This is a genomic window from Caulobacter sp. 10L414 (assembly GCF_056395525.1).
In genome coordinates, this window is record NZ_JBFTJR010000075.1 from 1 (window position 1) to 20,840 (window position 20,840).

Sequence of the window (20,840 nt, forward strand, 5' to 3'; positions counted from 1 at the left end):
GCCTCCGGCCCTCCGGAATAACGACGCGGCGGAGCGGTCGACGAAGCCGAAACGCTAAACAAACCTACGGTCCCCGGGCTCCGCCCGGCCGCTCCGCGCCTCCCCATCAGCTTTCGTGGATTTCCACGGGAGTGTGAGAACGCATGTCCAACCCTCAAGGAACCTCCCCCCGTGGGGGAGGCGATCGCGCAGCGATCGGTGGGGGGAGTGACTGCGAACTCACACGCCGCCTCGAAAGCTGAAACCGGCCCCCCACCGGCCTTCGGCCGCCTCCCCCACAGGGGGAGGTTCGCCGATCCAAGATCCTCCCCCTCTGGGGGGAGGTGGCCCAGAGGGCCGGAGGGGGTCAGCGCCGGATGAGGCCAGTTCATGCCAGTCCTTCAGTCGGCTCCCCCTTCAGGGCGCATCGACCGACGAGCCAGCCAAATCATCCGACAAGCCCACCCGCCAAACCCCGTTACATGTCGTTGTATTGCTGGCCTGCGCCGTCCGCGCGCTTCGATTGACGCTCCTCGCGGGCAAGTATACTCAGACAAATAACAAGGGGCTCCGGCGCGTCGTGCGCGCCAGGATGCGCGCCTGTCCGAGCCGGCGTCGCGCGCACGGCGAGTAGAGGGAGAGAACGACGTGAATTCCAAGATGCTCAAGCACGCCCTGATGGGCGGCGTCGCCGCGGCCCTGCTGATCGCCGGCGGCGCGGTCGCCCAGACCAAGGTCAGCGGGACCCTGCGCGCCGACCAGCCGGGCGCGGTCATCCAGCCGGAAGTCTACGGCCAGTTCGCCGAGCACCTGGGCCGGGGCATCTATGAAGGCGTCTGGGTCGGCGAGGACAGCAAGATCCCCAACATCAAGGGCTACCGCAAGGACGTGGTCGACGCCCTCAAGGCGCTGAAGGTGCCCGTCGTGCGCTGGCCGGGCGGCTGCTTCGCCGACGACTACCACTGGCGCGAAGGCATCGGCCCGCGCGACAAGCGCCCCGTCAAGGTCAACGTCATGTGGGGCGGCGTCGAGGAGCCCAACACTTTCGGCACCCACGAGTTCATGGACTTCGCCGAGCTGATCGGCACCAAGACCTATGTCGCCGGCAATGTCGGCACCGGCACCCCGCAGGAGATGTCGGAGTGGGTCGAGTACCTTACCTCGCCGACCAATTCCTCGATCGCCAACATGCGCCGCGCCAACGGCCGCGACAAACCCTGGAAGGTCGACTTCTTCGGCGTCGGCAACGAGAACTGGGGCTGCGGCGGCCAGATGACGGCCGAGCACTACACCAACCTCTATCGCAACTTCGCCGAGTTCGTCCGCGCCCCGCGCGGCAATCGCCCGGTGAAGGTCGCCGCCGGTCCCAACGCCGAGGACTACAACTGGACCGAGGTCCTGATGAAGGGCGCGGCCAAGAACATGAACGCGCTCAGCCTGCACTACTACGTCATCCCGACCGGCAACTGGACCAAGAAGGGTTCGGCCACCGTGTTCGACGAGCAGGGCTGGGGCGACACCATGGTCCAGGCCCTGAAGATGGAAGAGCTGGTCACCAGGCACAGCGCGGTGATGGACAAGTACGACCCTGAGAAGAAGGTCGGCCTCTATGTCGACGAATGGGGCGTCTGGTACGACGTCGAGCCGGGCACCGAGCCGGGCTTCCTCTACCAGCAGAACACCATGCGCGACGCCGTGGTGGCCGCCGCGACCCTGAACATCTTCCACAAGCATGCCGACCGGGTGCGCCTGGCCGCCATCGCCCAGATGGTCAACGTGCTGCAGGCGATGATCCTGACCGACAAGGAAAAGATGGTCCTGACGCCCACCTACTGGGTGTTCGACCTCTATAAGCCCTTCCAGGGCGCGACCTTCCTGCCGGTCGAGATCGGCACCCCGCAGTACGTGGTCGGCAAGTCGTCGGTTCCGGCCGTGACCGCCTCGGCCGGCAAGGGCACGGACGGCGCGGTGCACGTGGCGCTGGTCAATCTCGACCCCAACAAGTCGGCCACGGTCACCGTCAAGCTCTCGGGCTCGACCGCCAAGACCGCCAAGGGCCGGGTGCTGACGGGGCCGGAAATGGCTTCGCGCAACACCTTCGACAAGCCCGACGCGGTCAAGCCGGCCGAGTTCAAGGGCGCGACCATCAAGGGCGACACCCTGACGGCGACCCTGCCGGCCAAGTCGGTGGTGGTGCTGGACCTGAACTGAGGTTTCGAATTCCAAACGACAAGCGGCGCTGGCCAAGCCAGCGCCGCTCTTTTTTGAAACCTCTCCCATAGGGAGAGAGAGGGGCCCAGGCGATAGCCTGGGAGGGTGAGGGGGTAGGAACGGTCGCCGTTCCTGACCCCTTCGCTTTCTACGGAAGGTTCGTCGGACCGCGCGGCTCGGCCGGCTGGGGCGGAGCCGCCGGGGCCGCCGGAGCCGGAACGATCGGCGCGGGCGCCGTCGGATCGGCCGGCGCTTCGCCCTCGACCGGCGGAGCCTCGGGCGGCAGCGGCAGGCCGTCCGGTCCCAGGATCGGCTCGGCCAGGCTGGCGTCCTCGGCGGCGCTGATCGCGTCGTCCTCGGCCGGCTTGGGCGCGGCGCCGGTGGCCGACAGGGCGAAGGCCTTCCAGATCTTGGCCGGCAGGCCGCCGCCGACCACGCCGTTCATGGCGCTGTTGTCGTCGTTGCCGACCCAGACGCCGATGACGAGGTCGCCGACATAGCCGACGAAGATCGCGTCGCGGTAACCCTGCGTCGTGCCGGTCTTGCCGAAGGCGCCGGGGATGGCCGCCTCGACGCCGGTGCCGCGGTGCACGGCCGAGCGCAGCAGGTCGCGCATGCCGGCCAGCTCGCTCTTCGACAGGGCGCGGGCCTTCTTCGGCGCTTTCCAGTCGGCCAAGCCGTGCGGCGTCACGGGCGTCTCGCCCGCGGCGATGGCGGCGTAGGCGCCGGTCAGCTGCACAAGGCTCATCGGGCCGGTGCCCAGGGCCAGGGTCAGGTCGTCGGGGATCGGCTCGGTGACGCCCAGGTCCCGCGCGGTGTCGACGATGGCCTTGCGGCCGACCTGCTGGGCCAGGCGCACGGCCGCCACGTTGGACGAACCGGCGAAGGCGGTGATCAGCGGCACCTCGCGGCCGGCGTACTTGCCCTCGTGGTTCTTCGGGCTCCAGCCGCGCACGTCGACCGGCGCATCCAGGATCGGCGAGGTCGGGGTCATGCCCTGGCGGATGGCGGCGAGATAGACGAACAGCTTGAAGGCGCTGCCCGGCTGGCGACCGGCGTCGGCGCGGTTGAACTGGCTCTGCTTGTAGTCGCGGCCGCCGACCATGGCCACGACGCTGCCGTCGGTGCGCATGGCCACCAGCGCGCCCTGGGTGACGTTCAGCACCTTGCCGTCACGGGCGATGGCGTCGTTGAGGATCTTCTCGGCCTTGGCCTGCAGCTTGGCGTCCAGCGTCGTCTTGACGATGGTCTCGCCGTAGCGGGCGTCATAGGCGGCGCGGGCCTGCGGGAACACCCAGTCGGCGAAGTACGAGCCGGTCGGCAGCTTTTCGCGCTCGGGGATCGGATGCATGTCACGCTTGGCCTTGTCGGCCTGGGCTTGCGTGATCACCTCGGTCTCGACCATGGCGCCCAGCACCACGTCCATGCGCTCGCGGGCGCCTTCGAAGTTTTCGGTGGGGGCCAGGCGCGAGGGGGCCTTGACCATGCCGGCCAGCATGGCGGCCTGGCCGACCGAGAGCTTCTCGGGCGTGGTGTCGAAATAGTGCCGGGCCGCGGCGCGCAGGCCAAAGGCGCCTTCGCCGAAATAGACCGCCGACAGGTAGCGCGACAGGATCTCTTCCTTCGAGAGCCTGGCTTCCAGCCACAGGGCGATCAGGGCTTCCTGGGCCTTTCGGCGAAGATTGCGGTCGCTGCTCAGGAACGCGTTCTTGGCCAGCTGCTGGGTGATGGTCGAGCCGCCTTCGGAGACGCCGCCGGCCTTGGCGTTGGCGCCCAGGGCCCGGGCGATCGCCTTGGGGTCGATGCCCATGTGCTTGTAGAAGCGACGGTCCTCGATGGCGATGAAGGCGCCCGGAACATAGGCCGGCAGCTTGGCGGCCTCGATCGGGGCTTCCTTGTACGAGCCGCGGCGGGCGATCGGCGTGCCGTCCGAGGCCAGCAGCACCATGGTCGGATTGTTGGCCGGCTCCAGCGCTCGGCCCAGCGGCAGCGACCAGAGGAGCCAGGTCACGACCGCCACGATCGCCAGCACCACGACGCCGGCGCCGATCTGCCAGGGACGCTGCTTCCAGATCGGAACCCGCCTGGGCTTCGCCGGCTCGTCGACGATGGGCGTCGGCGCCTCGGGGGCGGCCTCGGCGACGGTGTCGGGAGCCTTGTCCTCGGCGTCGTCGGGACCGGTTTGCGGAGCGGCGGGATCGGACATGCGCGATGGGACTCGAAAAGGACGCCGATGGAAGCGAGGCGCGTCAATACCACAGGCGAGGCGACCGCCCAGCCCACAAGCTCTATTTGGGGAAACGCCGGTTCAGGCCGGAGCGCTCCGTCGCTTTTCCAGCAAGAGCAGCGTCAGGGCCGCCAGGAAGCCGAACGCCAGCAGCAGGGCCGACAGCTGGTGGGCCTTGTCCCACTCCAGGCTCTCGACCAGCCGGTAGATCTCGATCGACAGCACCTGGGTCTCGCCCGGAATGCCGCCGCCCAGCATCATCACCACGCCGAACTCGCCGATGGTGTGGGCGAAGGCCAGCAGGGCGGCGACCGCGTAACCGGGCAGGGCCAGGGGCAGGGCCACGCGGATGAAGGTGTCGATCTTGTTCGCGCCCAGGGTCGCGGCGACTTCCAGCGGCTCTTCGCCGATGGCCAGGAAGGCGTTGCGCAGCGGCTGCACGGCGAAGGGCAGGGAGTAGACCAGGGACCCGATCACCAGCCCCTCGAAGGTGAAGGCCAGGGTGCGGATCCCCAGCGGCCGCAGCAGCGCCATCAGCGGGCTTTCAGGACCGAGCGCGATCAGGAGGTAGAAGCCAAGCACCGTGGGCGGCAGCACGATGGGCAGGGCGACCAGCGCGCCGACGACCGGCTTTACCGGCGAGCGTCCCCGCGCCAGCCACCACGCCAGCGGCGTCGCCAGCGCCAGCAGCAGCACGGTGGTGACCGTCGCCAGCTTCAGGGTCAGCCAGACGACCTCGACCATGGCGCTCAGCGCACTTCGTAGCCGTAGCGGCGGATGATCGCCTTGGCCTCGCGACCCTTCAGGAAGGTCATGAACGCCTTGGCCGCATCGCTGCCGGCGCCGGTCTTCAGCAGCACGGCCTGCTGGTCGATCGGCGTGTGGTCGGCCTTGGGAACGATCCAGCGCGAGCCGCCCTTGTCGTCGACGACCTGCGACAGGGCCACGAAGCCCAGCTCGGCCGCGCCGGTCTGGACGTACTGATAGGCCTGGGTGATCGACGAGCCGGTGACGATCTTGGGCTTCAGCCCCTCGTAGAGCTTCAGCCTGGTCAGGGTCTCGACGGCGGCCAGGCCGTAGGGCGCGGCCTTCGGATCGGCGATAGACAGCTTCTCGAACCTGCCCTTGGCCAGCACCGCGCCCTGGCCGTCGACCAGACCAGGCGTCTTGCTCCACAGCACGAGCCGTCCGGTGGCGTAGGTGAAGCGCGAGCCGGCTACGGCCAGGCCGTCGGCCTCGGCCTTCTGCGGCCGTTCGACGTCGGCCGACAGAAAGACCTCGTAGGGCGCGCCGTTGGCGATCTGGGCGTAGAACTGGCCGGACGAGCCGAAGCTCAGGGTGGCCTTGTGGCCGGTGGCCTTCTCGAACCGGGCGGCGATGGCCTTGGCCGGTTCGGTGAAGTTGGCGGCCACCGCGACCTTGGTCTCGCCCGCGAAGGCCGCGCCGGCGACCATCGACAGCGCCGCGGCGAGGGCGGCGGCGATCAGGGGGCGGCGGGCGAGAGACATCGGCGGCTCGGATCTGGCGGATATGTAAAGCGAGTACATAACGAGCTTTGGCCGACTGTCAGGCTGTTTTTTCGGGCGTTCCCGGGCGACAAGCGGTCGAACGGAGTCGGAAAGGATGTCGATGAGCGGAGCGGGCGATCTGAGCGCCAGCCTGATCCTGCGGCGCGGCGCCCTGGCCCGTGTCGGCCTGGAGCGCGTGGCGCTGATCGAAGCGGTGGCCGAGCTCGGCTCGATCAGCGCCGCCGCCAAGCGCCTGGACCTGTCCTACAAGGGCGCGTGGGACGCCGTGCAGGCGCTCAACAACCTGTTCGACGCGCCGCTGATCGCCGCCGGGGCCGGAGGCCGCTCGGGCGGCGGCGCGCAGGTCACGCCGCGAGGCCACGCCGTGGTGCGGGCCTTCCGCGACATGGAGCGCGAGGTGGGGGCGGCGCTGGCGCGGCTGGAGGCCGGCCTGGCGTCGGAGGTCGGCGAGGACCTGTTCTGGAGTCTTGGCCTGCGCACCAGCGCCCGCAACGCTCTTCGCGGGACGGTCGTCGCCTTGGCGCCGCTTGGCGTGACGGTCGAGGTGCGGCTGGCCATCGGCGGCGGCGTCGAGATCGCTTCGGTGATCACCCGTCGCAGCGTCGAGGAACTGGGCCTGGCCGTCGGGCGGCCGGCGGTGGCCCTGGTCAAGTCGAGCTTTGTACGCCTCGTATCCGATGCGCAGGCCGGCGTGGACGGCAACGTGCTGGCGGGAGAGGTTCTCGACCGCGAGGACGGCGAGGCCGCCAGCGAGGTCGTGATCGCCCTGCCTGGGGGCAAGACCCTGGTCGCCACCGTTCCGAGCGCGCTGGTCGCCGGCCTGGCGCCGGGCCTGTCAGTCCACGCCGTGATCGCCCCGTCGGACGTGATCCTGGCGGTCGATTAGTGGGGCGCCGCCCTTGGTCGCAGAGGCGTGGGCGCTCGTCTGCTTTAGCAATACGCAGCGGCGCCCGCTGATTGAGCGGAACTGTGTTCGAGCGTGACCGTGGCCGCAAAACGCTCCCCCGGGGCGTCCATGGTCCTTAGGGCGTTGGGCATGCGCGTTCTCGTCATTGATCCGGATCCGGCCCGCGCCGCCCTGGTGGCGGAGGGGCTCGAGGGCGTGCATCCGCTGGAGGTGCGCCGGTCGGCGCGCTTCGACGAGCGCGAGGCGGTCGAGTTCGCGCCCGACGTCGTGGTCATCGCCGCCGAGAGCCCCGACCGCGACACGCTGGAAAGCCTGCGCGAAGCCAGCCAGTCCAATCCGCGCCCGGTCGTGATGTTCGTCGATCGCTCCGAGCCGGGCCTGGCCGAACAGGCGGTGCGCGCGGGCGTGGCCGCCTATGTCGTCGACGGCCTGGCGCCGGCCCGCGTGCGGCCGATTCTGGACGTGGCCATGAGCCGCTTCGCCTTGACCCAGCAGCTTCGCGGCGACCTGGCCAAGGTCAAGGCTGACCTGGAAGCCCGCAAGACGGTCGAGCGCGCCAAGGGTCTCCTGATGAAGGAGCGCGGCCTCGACGAGGACGGCGCCTATCGCCTGCTGCGCAAGCTGGCCATGGACCGGGGCAAGCCGATCGGGGCGATCGCGGCCGACCTGCTGGCCTTCGCCGGGGTGCTGAAGGGGGACGCGTCTTGAGCGGGCTGGCCGATCTGAAGCTGGGCTTCATTCCGCTGACCGATTGCGCGCCGCTGGTGGTCGCCAAGTCTCTCGGCTTCTTCGCCGAGGAAGGGCTGGACGTTTCGCTCAGTCGGGAAGCCTCGTGGGCGACCATCCGCGACAAGGTCGCCGTCGGCGCGCTCGACGGCGCCCACATGCTGGCGCCGATGGCCCTGGCGGCCGCGGCCGGCGCCTCGGGCGGCCTTACGCTGGACGTCGGTCCGTCGCTGATCGCGCCGATGGCCCTGAACCGCAACGGCAGCGCCATCACCGTCTCGAAGGGGCTGGCCGCCGCCATGCGCGCTGCGGACCCGGAAGCGATGGCCGGACAGCCGGCCTCGGCCAGGGCCCTGGCGCGCGTCATCGCCGAACGGGCGGGGCAGGGCGGCGCACCGCTGACCTTCGCCGTCGTCTTCCCGTACTCGATGCACAATTACGAGCTGCGCTACTGGCTGGCTCAGGCCGGGATCGATCCCGACAAGGACGTGCGCCTGGTCGTCACGCCGCCGCCGCGCATGGTCGAGCAGATGCGGGCCGGCGATATCGACGGCTTCTGCGTCGGTGCGCCCTGGAACGCCGTCGCCGAGCGCGAAGGGCTGGGCGAGATCGTCATCACCGCCTCGGCCTTCTGGCCGGGCGGTCCCGACAAGGTGTTCGGCGTCACCGAGGCCTGGGCGCATCACTATCCCGACGAACTGCGAGCGGCGCTGCGAGCGCTGATCCGGGCCTCGGCCTGGGCGGACGAGGCGGCCAATCGCCAGGACCTGATCGCCCTGCTGGCGCGGCCGGAGCACGTCGGCGTATCGCCCGAGGTGCTGGGCCGGGCCCTGACCGACGAGATCGTGTTTCACCGCGATGGGGCCGGGGTGCCCAGGCGCGAGCATGCGCTCTGGTTCCTGTCGCAGATGGTGCGTTGGGGGCAGGTGTCCGCCGGCGCCGACCTCGAGGCGGCCGCCGATGCGGTCTACCGGCCCGACATGTTCCGCGCCGCGGCGCTGTCCGCCGGCCCGATGTTGGAGCCCGCCCAGGTCTTCGCCGATGGGCCGGGCGAACTCGCCCCGCTGTTCGAGGGACCGGCCTTCGATTCCCGGCGCGCGGGCCCCTACGCCACGGCGTTCTCGATCGGTCGCGCCCGGGCCTGAGCGGCCTTGGGGCGCATCGACGCTTCGCATCTGCACAATTGAAGGGCGCCGCCGGCGCCTTTTTGCTGAGCAACCATGCGGGGCGTGCGTTGTGCGGGCCATGGCCCTTTACAGCCCGTGACATCCGTCCCCGGACCGATGTTCAGTGAGGTCAAGCCTTCGGACAACGGCGTCCGTGGCTGCCAGAGACGACCGCTCGGATGCGGTCACCCGACGAGGCGACGACGCCTCGCTCTTGCAGACACGCAACACTCCGAGGCGCATCATGATCTCTCGTGACTTCCTCAAGGCCGGCCACACGCCGACCCTGTTCGCCGCGTTCCTCTATTTCGACCTGTCGTTCATGGTCTGGGTGATCCTGGGCCCGCTGGGCGTGGCCATCGCCAAGGACTTCGGGCTCGACCCCGCCCAGAAGGGCCTGATGGTCGCCATCCCCGTCCTGGCCGGCGCGTTGCTACGCCTCGTGAACGGCATCCTGGTCGATCGCATCGGCCCCAAGAAGACCGGCATGATCGGCCAGTTGATCGTGCTGACCGGCCTGGCCGTCGCCTGGTCGCTGGGCGTGCACAACTACCACCAGATCCTGGCGCTGGGCGTGGTGCTGGGCGTGGCCGGCGCCTCGTTCGCCGTCGCCCTGCCGCTGGCCTCGCGCTGGTATCCGCAGGAGCACCAGGGCCTGGCCCTGGGCATCGCCGGCGCCGGCAACTCGGGCACGGCCCTGGCCGCCCTGTTCGCGCCGATGCTGGCCAAGACCTTCGGCTGGCAGAACGTCATCGGCCTGGCCGCCATCCCGCTCGCCGTCGCCTTCGTCGTCTACATGCTGCTGGCCAAGGACGCCCCCGAGCAGCCCGCGCCCAAGAAGTTGGCCGAGTATCTCGACGTGCTGAAGGTTCCGGACGCCTGGTGGCTGATGCTGCTCTACGGCGTCACCTTCGGCGGCTTCGTGGGCCTGGCTTCGTCGCTGACGATCTACTTCAACGCCGAGTACGGCCTGGACCCGGTGATCGCCGGCTTCTTCACCGCCGCCTGCGTCTTCGCCGGTTCGTTCATCCGCCCGGTCGGCGGCGCCCTGGCCGACCGTCACGGCGGCGTGCGCACCCTGAGCATCGTCTACGCCCTGGCGGCGCTTGGCCTGGGCGTCGCCAGCTTCAAGCTGCCGACCGCCTGGTTCGCCCTGGCGGCCCTGATGTTCTCGATGCTGGCGCTGGGCGCCGGCAATGGCGCGGTGTTCCAGCTGGCGCCCCAGCGTTTCCGCAAGGAGATCGGCGTCATGACCGGCCTGATCGGCATGACCGGCGGCATCGGCGGCTTCTACCTGGCCTCGACCCTCGGCCTCGCCAAGAAGCTGACCGGCGACTACCAGATCGGCTTTCTCGGCTTCGCGGCCCTGGCGCTGTTCGCGCTGCTGGCCCTGCACGGACTGAAGGCCCGCTGGCGCGCCGTCTGGCCGACCCTGCACGGCGACGCCGCTCCGGTCCGCGTCTGACCTCCCATTCCTCCGCAACGAGCTAGAACCATGACCAAGGAAAAGCTGGTCGTCATCGGCAACGGCATGGCCGGTTGCCGGGCGGTCGAGGAAATCCTCAAGCGCGATCCCGAGCGCTACGACATCGCCATCTTCGGCGCCGAACCGCGGGTGAACTACAACCGCATCATGCTGTCGCCGGTGCTGGCCGGCGAGAAGACCTTCGACGACATCGTCATCAACGACGAGGCCTGGTACCGCGACAACGGCATCGCGCTTCATGCCGGCCGCTGGGTCACCGGGGTCGATCTGGAAGGGCGCAAGGTGATCGCCGAGGGCGGCCTGGAGGTCGTCTACGACAAGCTGATCCTGGCCACCGGCTCGGATCCCTTCCGCCTGCCGCTGCCGGGCGCCGACCTGTCGGGCGTGGTCACCTTCCGCGACCTCGACGACGTCGACGCCATGATCGCCGCCTCGGCCAAGCCCGGCGCTCGCGCCGTGGTCATCGGCGGCGGCCTCTTGGGCCTGGAAGCCGCCTACGGCCTGGCGCGTCGCGGCATGGGCGCCACGGTCGTGCACCTGATGGACGTCTTGATGGAGCGCCAGCTCGACGAGAGCGCAGGCTACCTGCTGCGCGAGGCCCTGCTGGAGCGCGGCGTCGAGACCGTGCTGGGCGCCCACTCCGAGGCCATCGTCGGCGAGGACGGCAAGGTCACGGGCCTGAAGCTGAAGGACGGCCGGATCCTGCCTTGCGACATCCTGGTGATGGCCGTCGGCATCCGTCCGAACGCCACCCTGGCCAAGGCGTCGGGCCTCCAGGTCAACCGCGGCATCATCGTCGACGACGCCATGCGCACCTCCGATCCGGCGGTGTTCTCGGTTGGTGAGTGCGTCGAGCACCGCGGCAACTGCTATGGCCTGGTGGCCCCCATCTGGGACATGTGTCGCGCTCTGGCCGAAGAGCTTACCGACGGCGAGGGCGCCTATCAGGGTTCGGTGCTGTCGACCCGCCTGAAGGTCTCGGGCGTCGACGTGTTCTCGGCCGGCAAGTTCGCCGGCGGCGAGGGCTGCGAGGACATCGTGTTCCGCGACGCCGCCCGGGGCGTCTACAAGCGCGTGGTCATCGAGGACGGCCGGGTCGCCGGCGCGGTGCTGTTCGGCGATGCGGCCGATGGCGGCTGGTACTTCGACCTGATGAAGGCCGGGACCGACGTCGCCGAAATCCGCGACACCATCATCTTCGGCCAGGCGATCACGGAGGGGCTGTCCGGCCTGGACCCTAGCGCGGCCGTTGCGGCCATGCCCGACACGCAGGAGATCTGCGGCTGCAACGGCGTCTGCAAGGGTGCGATCACCTCGGCCATCACCGCCCAGGGCCTGACCACGCTGGACGACGTGCGGGCCGTCACCAAGGCCTCGGCCTCGTGCGGCTCGTGCACGCCGCTGGTCGAGCAGGTGATCAAGGCCACGCTGGGCGACGGCTTCAAGGTGCAGACCGGGCCCAAGCCGATGTGCAAGTGCACCTCGCATCCGCACGGCGCGGTGCGCGAGGCGATCCTGGCCCAGGACCTGAAGTCCATGCCCGCCGTCATGCAAGCCATGGAATGGACCACGCCCGACGGCTGCGCCTCGTGCCGTCCGGCCCTGAACTACTACCTGCTGTGCGCCTGGCCCGGTGAGTATGTCGACGACAGCCAGTCGCGCTTCATCAACGAGCGGGTCCACGCCAACATCCAGAAGGACGGCACCTACAGCGTCGTTCCGCGTATGTGGGGCGGCATGACCACGCCGGACGAACTGCGCGCCATCGCCGACGTCGCCGACAAGTACGCGATCCCGGCGGTGAAGGTGACCGGCGGCCAGCGCATCGACCTGCTGGGCGTCCAGAAGGACGACCTGCCGGCGGTGTGGGCCGACCTCAACGCCGCGGGCATGGTCAGCGGCCACGCCTACGCCAAGGGGCTGCGCACGGTGAAGACCTGCGTCGGCTCGGAGTGGTGCCGCTTCGGCACCCAGGATTCCACGGGCCTGGGCATCAAGCTCGAGAAATTCATGTGGGGCTCGTGGGCGCCGGCCAAGGTCAAGCTGGCGGTGTCGGGCTGTCCCCGCAACTGTGCGGAGTCGACCTGCAAGGACATCGGCGTGATCTGCGTCGACAGCGGTTACGAGATCCACGTCGGCGGCGCCGCCGGCCTGCACATCCAGGGCACGCAACTGCTGACCAAGGTGGCCACCGAAGAGGAGGCGATCCAGCTGATCTCGGCGGTCATGCAGATGTACCGCGAGGGCGGCTGGTACCTGGAGCGGATCTACAAGTGGATGGCCCGCATCGGCCTGGAGACGATCCATGCCGCCACGGTCGAGGACCTCGACAACCGCGCGGCGCTGTTCGCCCGGTTCGTGAAGTCGCAGGAGACCGCCCAGGTCGACCCGTGGGCCGAGCGCGCCAGCAAGGGCGTCGAGGCCGGTGAATTCGCCCCAATGGCGACGCTTCCGATGGGGATGGCTGCGGAATGACGATCCAGACTTTCGACATCGATCCGGCCTGGCACGACGTCGGCGCCGTCACCGACATTCCCGAGCGCGGGTCGCGCCGGGTGGCGACGGCGCAGGGCGACGTGGCGGTGTTCCGTACCGGCGACGGCCAGGTCTTCGCCCTGGTCGATCGCTGTCCGCACAAGCATGGTCCCTTGAGCCAAGGCATTGTCCACGGCCACGGCGTGACCTGCCCGCTGCACAGCTGGGTCATCGACCTGGCCACCGGCCAGCCCACCGGCGCCGACGCCGGCAAGGGCTGCACGCCGGTCGTTCCGGTGCGGGTGCAGGACGGCCGCGTCCTGCTGGCCCAGCCGGTGATGGCGGGCTGACGCCATGGCCGACGGCTCCGGGGCCATCGCGACGGTTCGAACCACCTGTCCCTATTGCGGCGTCGGTTGCKGCGTCGCGGGGGCGGCGGGCGGGAGCCAAATGGGCGGGGAAAGGGTGCTGGCTGTGTCCGGCGACCCGGCCCACCCGGCCAACAAAGGCCGGCTGTGCTCCAAGGGTTCGGCCCTGGGCGCCACGGTCGGCCTGCAAGGCCGTCTGTTGGAACCCTCGATCAACGGCCGTATCGCCACGTGGGGCGAAGCCACGGCCCTGGTCGCCAAGCGTTTCCGCGACACCATCGCCCGCCACGGCCGCGACAGCGTCGCCTTCTACGTCTCGGGCCAGCTGCTGACCGAGGACTACTACGTCGCCAACAAGCTGATGAAGGGCTTCATCGGCTCGGGCAACATCGACACCAACAGCCGGCTCTGCATGGCCTCGGCCGTGGCGGCCCACAAGCAGGCCTTCGGCGCCGACCTGGTGCCCGGCTGCTACGATGACCTCGACGAGGCCGACCTCGTCGTCTTCGCCGGCCACAACGCCGCTTGGACGCACCCGATCCTGTTCCGCCGCCTGGAAGCCGCCAAGGCCCGCGGCCAGAAGCACGTGGTCATCGACCCGCGCCGCACCGACACCGCCGAGGGTGCGGACCTGCACCTGGCCATCGCGCCCCAGGCGGACGTGCGGCTGTGGAACGGCCTGCTGGCCGAGATGGACCGTCGCGGCACACTCGACCTCGACTACATCCGCGAACATGTCAGCGGCTTCGACGCCGTGCGCGAGGCCCTGGCGCAGGACGACCAGTCACCCGCCGCCGTCGCCGCCGACTGCGGGATCGCGGTGGACGACCTGCTGGCCTTCTACGACCTGTTCGCCACCCATCCCAAGACCGTCAGCCTGTTCTCGATGGGCTCCAACCAGTCGGCCCAGGGCGTGGCCAAGGGCCTGGCGATCATCAACGCCCATCTGGCCACGGGCCGGATCGGCAAGCCGGGCGCCTGCCCGTTCTCGATCACCGGCCAGCCCAACGCCATGGGCGGCCGCGAGACGGGTGGCATGGCCAACACCCTGGCCGGCCACATGGATTTCGCGCCCGAGGATCGCGATCGCGTCGCCCGCTTCTGGGGGGCGCCGAACACCGCCCGCGCGCCGGGCCTCAAGGCCGTCGAGATGTTCGAGGCCGTGCGGTCTGGCAAGATCAAGGCGATCTGGGTGATGGCCACCAACCCCGCCGTCAGCCTGCCCGACGCCGGCGCGGTGCGCGAGGCGCTGGAGGCGTGCCCGTTCGTGGTCGTCTCCGACTGCGTCGAGACCGACACGACCGCCTATGCCCACGTCAAGCTGCCGGCCCTGGCCTGGGCCGAGAAGGACGGCACGGTCACCAATTCCGAGCGCCGGATCTCGCGCCAGCGGGCCCTGTTTCCAGCCCCCGGCCAGGCGCGCGCCGACTGGCGGATCATGGCCGACGTGGCCCAGGGCATGGGCTTCGACGGCTTCGGCTGGCCCTCGCAGGCCTCGATCTTCCGCGAGTGGGCCCGCCTGACGGCCTATGAGAACCAGGGCTCGCGCCTGCTCGACCTGACGGGCCTCTCGGCAATGACGCCCGACGACTATGCCGCCATGACCCCGATCCAGTGGCCGGTCCGCGTCGAAGGGCAGGGGACGCCCCGCCTGTTCGTCGATGGTCGCTTCCAGACACCGGACGGTCGCGCCCGCACGGTTCCCGTGCGTCCCAAGGGGCCGGCCGACGCCGTCAGCGACGCCTTTCCGATGTCGCTCAACACCGGCCGCATCCGCGACCAGTGGCACACCATGACCCGCACGGGCCTTGCGCCCGACCTCTGCCGCCACGCGCCCGAGCCCTTCGTCGAAATCCATCCGCGTGACGCCGAGGCGGCCGGGATCAAGGACGGCGCCCTGACCCGCGTCTCCACCGCCCGCGGCGAGGCCGTGGCCCTGGCCAAGGTCACCGATCGCCAGCGCGTGGGCGGCCTGTTCATGCCGATGCACTGGACGGACGCCTTCGCGCCGTCGGGCAAGTCCAACCACCTGATCGCGCCGAACCTGGATCCCACCTCCGGTCAGCCGGAGTTCAAGCACACCCCGGCCCGCGCGCGCGCCTATCGCGAGACCTGGAAGGGTTTCTTCCTGAGCCGCGAGATCATCGCAGCCCCGGCCAATCTCGACCTGGTCTGGCGGCGCATCCCGCAGGACGCCGCCCAATTGCACGAGTTCGCAGGCCGCGGCGACGCCGCCGAGCGCGAGGCCCTGCGCAAGCGTCTGGTCAAGGAGCTGACCGGCGAGACCACCGTGTTCGAGGACGCCGGCGCCGGCTCACGACGCGAGGCCTGGATCGAGAACGGCAAGCTGGTCGCGGTGCTGTTCCAGACCGCCGCCGGCCGCCTGCCGCCGCGCGACTGGCTGGCCGACCTGTTCGCCCTGGATGCGCTGACCGCCGAGGCCCGCTCGGCCCTGCTGATCGGCCGTCCGCCCGGCGCGCCGGTCGACAAGGGACCGATGGTCTGCGCCTGCCTGAAGGTGGGCGCCAAGGCCGTCGACGCCGCCATCGCAGCCGGGGCCGCCACCGCCGACGCGGTCGGCGCGGCGACCGGCGCCGGAACCAACTGCGGCTCGTGCCGTCCGGAGATCGCCCGGATGATCGCGGCCGCCGCTTCCCTCAAGGCCAAGGAGACCGCCCATGCGTGACGCCGCTCTCGGAGACGTGCTGCTGGTCGGCGCCGGTCCTGGTCCGGTCGACCTGATGACCCTGCGGGCGGCCCGCGCGGTCGAGAGCGCCCAGGCGCTGCTCTACGACGCCCTGGTCTCGGATGAGGCCATCGCCCTGGCCCCGGCCGGCTGCGTGCGGATCCTCACCGGCAAGCGGTCGGGCCGGCCCAGCATGAAGCAGGAGGCGATCAACCGACTGATGCTGCGGCTGGCGCGCCGGGGCCTGCGGGTCGTGCGGCTGAAGGGCGGGGATCCGTCGGTGTTCGGCCGGGTGGGCGAGGAGGCCGAGTTCCTGCGGGCCCACGGCGTGTGCGTCGAGGTCGTGCCCGGCGTCACCGCCGCCAGCGCTGCAGCCGCCCAGTTCAACTTCCCCCTGACCCATCGCGGCGAGGCCCGGCGGGTGATCTTCACCACGGCCCGGGTCGGCAGCGGCGACGTCATCGAGGACTGGGCCGCCGCGTCGGATCCCGAGGCCACGGTCGCCGTCTACATGGGCGGCGAGGCGGCCGCCGAGCTTGGCCGCCGCCTGATCGCCGCGGGCCGCTCGCCCGGCACGCCCGCGCTGGTCGTCGAGCGGGCGGGAGACCCGGCCGCGTCGCTGCGGACCGGGCGTCTCGACGCCCTGCCGCAGCTTCTGGCCGGCGGGACCGGCGGTCCGGTCCTGATCGTCATTGGCGCCGTCGCCCGCCGCGCCCAGGACCTGCGCTGGACGCCGGAACTGGCGCGGATCCAGGCCGAAGCGATCTGGGCCTAAGCCTCAGGCCGTGGCCATCGCCGCGGCGCCGTCGTCTTCTTCGCGCAGACGCATCTGCGGTCCGGCCGCCCGGCCGTAGGCCTCGCGCAGGAGACGCGAAGGCGAAAGCTCGCACGGGGCGACCAGCAGGCCGCGCTTGCGCAGCGCCAGGCCCCAGCGGGCGCTGCCGGTCAGCACCGAGGCGGCGGGCGCGATCATCAGGCCGATGGCCGCGGGCAGGATCCACACGCCCAAAGCCGGACCCGCCAGGGCGGCGCAGCCCAGCAGCAGGCCGCCGGCGACGATCTCGGGGGTGTGCCGCTTGAGGGCCTCGCGCCAGAGCGTGCCTTCGGCGTCGCGGCGCTGGGCCGCCCAGCCGGAGTCGCGGCCCGCCAGGATGTCGACCAGGCAGCGGGCGTGACCGAACAGGATGGCCGGCGCGGTCAGAGTCGAATGCAGGGTCTCGACCGCCACCGAGGCCAGCAGCGACCCGACGCCGCCGAAGCCCTCGGCCTTGCCTTCCTTGCAGGTCAGGATCACCGCCAGCAGCTTGGGCGCGAACAGAAAGCCCAGCGACACGGCGAAGGCGGCCGCGGCCCCCTCGACCAGGAACAGCTCGGCCCGCGCCCCGCCCAGGACCGGGAAGGCGGCCAGCATGGCGCTCAGCACCACCAGCAGCAGCCAGACCGGGGCCAGCGCATAGGCCAGGGCGCCGCGCAGCAGGTGCAGGCGGCTGACCGGGTGCAGGCCCTTCACGCCCAGGATGCCCAGGTGCTGCAGGTTGCCCTGGCTCCAGCGGCGGTCGCGCACCAGCATGTCCGAAAGGGTGGGCGGGGCCTCCTCGTGCACGTCGTCCAGCGAGGGGGCCATGCGCACGGCCCAGCCTCCGCGCCGCATCAGGGCGGCCTCGACGAAGTCGTGGCTGAGGATGGCGCCGCCAAACGGGGCCTTGCCGGGCAGGTGCGGCAGGCCGCAGCACTCGGCGAAGGCCCTGGTGCGGATCATGGCGTTGTGGCCGAAATAGTTGGCCTCGGCGCCGCTCCACCAGGCCAGGGCCCAGGTGGCCAGCGGACCGTAGACCCAGCTGGCGAACTGCTCGGCGCGGCCGAACAGGGTGGTGCGGCCGACGATCGTGGTGCCGGCCTGCAGCACGCCCAGGGTCGGCTCGGTCTCCATCGCGCCGGCCATGCGGCGCAGCGAGCGGGCGCTGATCAGGCTGTCGGCGTCCAGCACCGCCATGCACTCGTAGGCGCCGCCGAACCGGCGGACCCATTCGGCCAGGTTGCCGGTCTTGCGGTCGGTGTTCTGCTCGCGGCGACGGTAGTAGAGGCGGGTGGGCGAGGGGCTGGAGCGGGCGGCGATCACCGCCAGGCGCTCGGCCTCGGCGATATCCGGATCGCGGGTGTCGCTGAGCACGAAGATGTCGAAGGTGGACGACAGGCGCTCGCGGTCGAGATCGGCGCGCATCGCTTCGATGCGGGCGAACACGGCCGCGACGTCCTCGTTGTAGATCGGCGCCAGCAGGGCGACCTTCTTGCGCAGGTGGGGCGGGGGATCGTCGAGGCGGCGCTCCCAGGTGTCGGGGTTCAGCGCCAGCTGGAAGCCGCCCAGGGCCGCGGCGCAGGAAAAGCCGGTCCAGGCCAGCAGCACCGCCACCAGCAGGGCGTCGATCCATTCCAGAACGGTGACGCCGCCGGCCGTGAAGGCGTCCAGCATCGTCGTCAGGCCGAAGGCGAAGGCCAGGATGGTGAAGGCGCCGAGCGCCAGCCGCCGCCGCTGCCGCGAGCGAGCCAGGCGGCGCCAGCCGACATCGGGGTCCGACAGTTCGCGGACGGGCATTTCCATCGCGGACTCGGCGGGGAGCCAGGCGGCCGGCGGCGCCTCATCGGGAACGTTGCAAGGCGGAAGCCGGTCGGCGAGGCGTATGTCCATCAAGGGTCCTTTCGCGCGAAGAACCCCCACGGCGACGATCAGTTGCGATGCGAAGGAAATATAACCACGGTCAAGTTTCCCTGGGCGTGGCCGCGCGTATGTACTGCTGAATAACTTCGCATATTCAGCCGTTTGGGCATAATCTGGCCCTGCTTGCGGCAGGGATGTGGCGCTGTGTTGCTGTGCGGAAACAGTCCGTTCGGCGCGCCGCAACCCGCACCCTTCGCCTCAGGCCGCCGCCAGCGCCCGGAAGCCGCGCTCCAGGTCGGCGATCAGGTCGATCGGATCCTCCAGCCCGATATGCAGGCGCAGCAAGGGGCCTTCGAAGTTGACCGGCGTGCTGCGGCTCTTCAGCTGCGGGTCGCAATGGATCGCCAGGCTCTCGAAGCCGCCCCAGGAGAAGCCGAGGCCGAACAGGGTGAGCGCGTCGAGGAAGGCGTGCACCGAGCGCTGCGTCGTCGGCTTCAGCACCACCCCGAACAGGCCGCAGGCGCCGGAGAAGTCGCGCTTCCAGATCGCATGGCCCGGATCGTCGGGCAGGGCCGGGTGCAGCACGCGGGCGACCTCGGGCCGCTGCTCCAGCCAGCGGGCCACGGCCAGGCCGTTCTGCTCGTGGCGGGGCATGCGCGTGGCCAGGGTCCGCAGGCCGCGCAGCATGGTGTAGGCGTCGTCGGGCGACACCGACCAGCCCACGTCCCACATGGCGTTGCCCAGCTCGTCGCCGATCACCGGGTCCATCGTGGTGGCGCTGCCCATGAAGCAGTCGGAGTGGCCGCCGACATACTTGGTCAGGGCCTGGACGMTGATGGTCACGCCATGGGCCAGCGGCTTGAAGAGCAGGCCCGCGCCCCAGGTGTTGTCGATCAGGGTGAGGATGCCGCGCGCATTGGCGGCCGCGGCGATGGCCGGCACGTCCTGCATCTCGAAGGTCAGCGAGCCGGGCGCCTCCAGCAGGATCAGCCGGGTGTTGGGCTGGGCCAGGGCCAGCAGGGCGTCGGCGTCGAGGGCCGGGTCGTAATAGCGGGTGGTGACGCCGAAGCGCGTCAGGAAGCGGTCGCAGAACCGGCGCGTGGGCTTGTAGGTGCTGTCGACCACCAGCACGTCGTCGCCGGCCTTGAGCACCGCCATCATCGCCCCGGTGATCGCCGCCAGGCCCGAGGGGTAGAGGGTCACATCCGGCGAGCCTTCCAGTTCGGCCAGGGCCGCCTGCAGGGCGGCGGGCGAGGACAGGCCGGTGATGCCGTAGGTCAGCTGGCTGTCGTCGTACAGCGAGGCGGCGCTGGGCATCAGCACGGTGGAGCCGCGCTGGATCGGCGGATTGACGGTCCGCGCCAGGGACGGGGCCTGCAGGCCCGAGCGGATCAGGCGGGTCTTTTCGTCCATGGCGGCGGGACTCGTAAGCACGGGAAGGAACCCGTCGTTTAAGGGCGCGGGCGGGCGGGGTTCAAGCATTCGATCAACGTCATGGCGAGCGGTGCGGGGAATCGGCCATCTAGAAGCGGACGTCCGGCGGGGCCGGCGTCGTATCGGGGGATGAGATGAGAGTTCCGGTTCTGCTTCTCGCGCTGTCGGCGTCGATGACCGCGGCCGCCGCGCGGGCCGAGGATCCGCCGCCCGCGCCGCCGCCGGCCGAGGTTTCGGCCCTGGCCGGCTGCTGGAAGGGCGAGGGGACGGTGATGGGCAAGCCGGTCAGCATCGCTCTTTCGGCCAGGCCGATCGTCGGCGGCGCCATGATGCTGGTCGAGGCCGACAGCGCGGCCAAGGCCGATCCCGCCGACACCTACGCCGCCCACCTGCTGTTTGGCGGGCGCGCGACCAAGGCCGGCGAGCCGGCCGCGATCATCGGCCTGTGGGCCGACAGCTTCGGCGGCGACGGCGCCTCCCAGGGCGCGGGCCAGGCGGCCGCCGACGGCTTCGAGGTCAGCTACCCCTATGGCGAGGCAGTTTTCGTCAATCGCTGGGCGTCGGCGGGAGAGCATCTGCGCTGGTCCATCGTCATGCGTGGGGCGGGCGGCAAGGAGCAGGGGTTCGCCAGCTACGCGCTGATCCGGGCGGAGTGTCCGAAGGGCCGCTGAACCGCCGGCGCTGACCCCCTCCGGCCCTCCGTCCAAGATGCTCCCCCTGAAGGGGGAGCTGTCGCAAAGCGACTGAGGGGGAAGGGACTTCTCACGTCGGGGGCCGGCTCAGGCTCATCAGGAACTTCCCCCTCCGGCCCTTCGGGCTGCCTCCCCCTTCAGGGGGAGCGTCTTGATCGGCGAACCTCCCCCTGTGGGGGAGGCGGCCGAAGGCCGGTGGGGGGCCGGTTTCAGCTTTCGAGGCGGCGGCCGGTTTCGCAGTCACTCCCCCCACCGATCGCTGCGCGATCGCCTCCCCCACGGGGGGAGGTTCCTTGAG

At 70.5% G+C, this 20,840-nt stretch carries 15 protein-coding genes; 10 read left to right on the forward strand and 5 right to left on the reverse strand.

The features are described from left to right. Nucleotides 1–627: 627 nt before the first annotated feature. On the forward strand, nt 628–2,190 hold the full coding sequence (locus AC1DCG_RS22110) for an alpha-N-arabinofuranosidase (protein ID WP_477037071.1): 1,563 nt from the start codon (nt 628–630) through the stop codon (nt 2,188–2,190). Nucleotides 2,191–2,338: 148 nt separating this feature from the next. Here the strand turns inward: AC1DCG_RS22110 and AC1DCG_RS22115 are convergent, their stop codons facing one another. The 3 genes from AC1DCG_RS22115 to modA form a co-directional block, all read right to left on the reverse strand. Further along, nucleotides 2,339–4,396: a transglycosylase domain-containing protein gene (locus AC1DCG_RS22115; RefSeq protein ID WP_477037072.1), complete on the reverse strand. Its 2,058-nt coding sequence runs from the start codon at nt 4,394–4,396 to the stop codon at nt 2,339–2,341. 102 nt (nt 4,397–4,498) lie between these two features. Continuing rightward, nucleotides 4,499–5,161 (reverse strand): molybdate ABC transporter permease subunit, encoded by a 663-nt coding sequence (modB, locus tag AC1DCG_RS22120; RefSeq protein WP_477031415.1) that lies wholly within the window; start codon nt 5,159–5,161, stop codon nt 4,499–4,501. Between the two features lie 5 nt (nt 5,162–5,166). Continuing rightward, nucleotides 5,167–5,925 (reverse strand): molybdate ABC transporter substrate-binding protein, encoded by a 759-nt coding sequence (gene modA / locus AC1DCG_RS22125; protein ID WP_477031416.1) that lies wholly within the window; start codon nt 5,923–5,925, stop codon nt 5,167–5,169. A gap of 121 nt (nt 5,926–6,046) precedes the next feature. On the opposite strand from modA, the gene AC1DCG_RS22130 reads away from it, so the two are divergent. The 8 genes from AC1DCG_RS22130 to cobA all read left to right on the forward strand — a co-directional run bounded on the left by AC1DCG_RS22130 (nt 6,047) and on the right by cobA (nt 16,535). After that, a complete protein-coding gene (locus tag AC1DCG_RS22130) occupies nt 6,047–6,832 on the forward strand; it encodes a TOBE domain-containing protein (RefSeq protein WP_477031417.1) in 786 nt (261 codons plus the stop codon). Nucleotides 6,833–6,982: 150 nt separating this feature from the next. Further along, the gene (locus AC1DCG_RS22135; RefSeq protein ID WP_477031418.1) at nt 6,983–7,561 is read left to right on the forward strand and encodes an ANTAR domain-containing response regulator; all 579 of its coding nucleotides are present in this window, start codon (nt 6,983–6,985) and stop codon (nt 7,559–7,561) included. Continuing rightward, nucleotides 7,558–8,724, forward strand: a complete 1,167-nt coding sequence (locus AC1DCG_RS22140; RefSeq protein WP_477031419.1) for a CmpA/NrtA family ABC transporter substrate-binding protein — start codon at nt 7,558–7,560, stop codon at nt 8,722–8,724. The genes AC1DCG_RS22135 and AC1DCG_RS22140 overlap by 4 nt, the downstream gene beginning before the upstream one ends. 265 nt (nt 8,725–8,989) lie before the next feature. Beyond that, complete coding sequence (locus tag AC1DCG_RS22145) at nt 8,990–10,210, forward strand: nitrate/nitrite transporter (RefSeq protein ID WP_477037075.1); 1,221 nt, start codon at nt 8,990–8,992, stop codon at nt 10,208–10,210. 30 nt (nt 10,211–10,240) lie between these two features. Continuing rightward, nucleotides 10,241–12,706: a nitrite reductase large subunit NirB gene (nirB, locus tag AC1DCG_RS22150; protein ID WP_477037076.1), complete on the forward strand. Its 2,466-nt coding sequence runs from the start codon at nt 10,241–10,243 to the stop codon at nt 12,704–12,706. Then, nucleotides 12,703–13,056 (forward strand): nitrite reductase small subunit NirD, encoded by a 354-nt coding sequence (nirD, locus tag AC1DCG_RS22155; protein ID WP_477037077.1) that lies wholly within the window; start codon nt 12,703–12,705, stop codon nt 13,054–13,056. Before nirB ends, nirD begins: the two co-directional genes overlap by 4 nt. A gap of 4 nt (nt 13,057–13,060) precedes the next feature. Beyond that, nucleotides 13,061–15,760, forward strand: coding sequence for a molybdopterin-dependent oxidoreductase (locus AC1DCG_RS22160; RefSeq protein ID WP_477041674.1), 2,700 nt, complete (start codon nt 13,061–13,063; stop codon nt 15,758–15,760). Further along, the gene (gene cobA, locus AC1DCG_RS22165; protein WP_477037079.1) at nt 15,753–16,535 is read left to right on the forward strand and encodes a uroporphyrinogen-III C-methyltransferase; all 783 of its coding nucleotides are present in this window, start codon (nt 15,753–15,755) and stop codon (nt 16,533–16,535) included. Before AC1DCG_RS22160 ends, cobA begins: the two co-directional genes overlap by 8 nt. Nucleotides 16,536–16,538: 3 nt before the next feature. Here cobA and mdoH read toward each other — a convergent pair whose 3' ends face one another. Both mdoH and metC read right to left on the reverse strand, forming a co-directional pair. Continuing rightward, nucleotides 16,539–18,446 (reverse strand): glucans biosynthesis glucosyltransferase MdoH, encoded by a 1,908-nt coding sequence (gene mdoH, locus AC1DCG_RS22170; RefSeq protein WP_477037080.1) that lies wholly within the window; start codon nt 18,444–18,446, stop codon nt 16,539–16,541. A 228-nt stretch (nt 18,447–18,674) separates the two neighbouring features. Next, a complete protein-coding gene (gene metC, locus AC1DCG_RS22175) occupies nt 18,675–19,829 on the reverse strand; it encodes a cystathionine beta-lyase (RefSeq protein WP_477041675.1) in 1,155 nt (384 codons plus the stop codon). Nucleotides 19,830–19,984: 155 nt separating this feature from the next. Here metC and AC1DCG_RS22180 point away from each other — a divergent pair, with 155 nt between their 5' ends. After that, on the forward strand, nt 19,985–20,521 hold the full coding sequence (locus tag AC1DCG_RS22180; protein WP_477037081.1) for a hypothetical protein: 537 nt from the start codon (nt 19,985–19,987) through the stop codon (nt 20,519–20,521). Nucleotides 20,522–20,840: the final 319 nt, after the last annotated feature.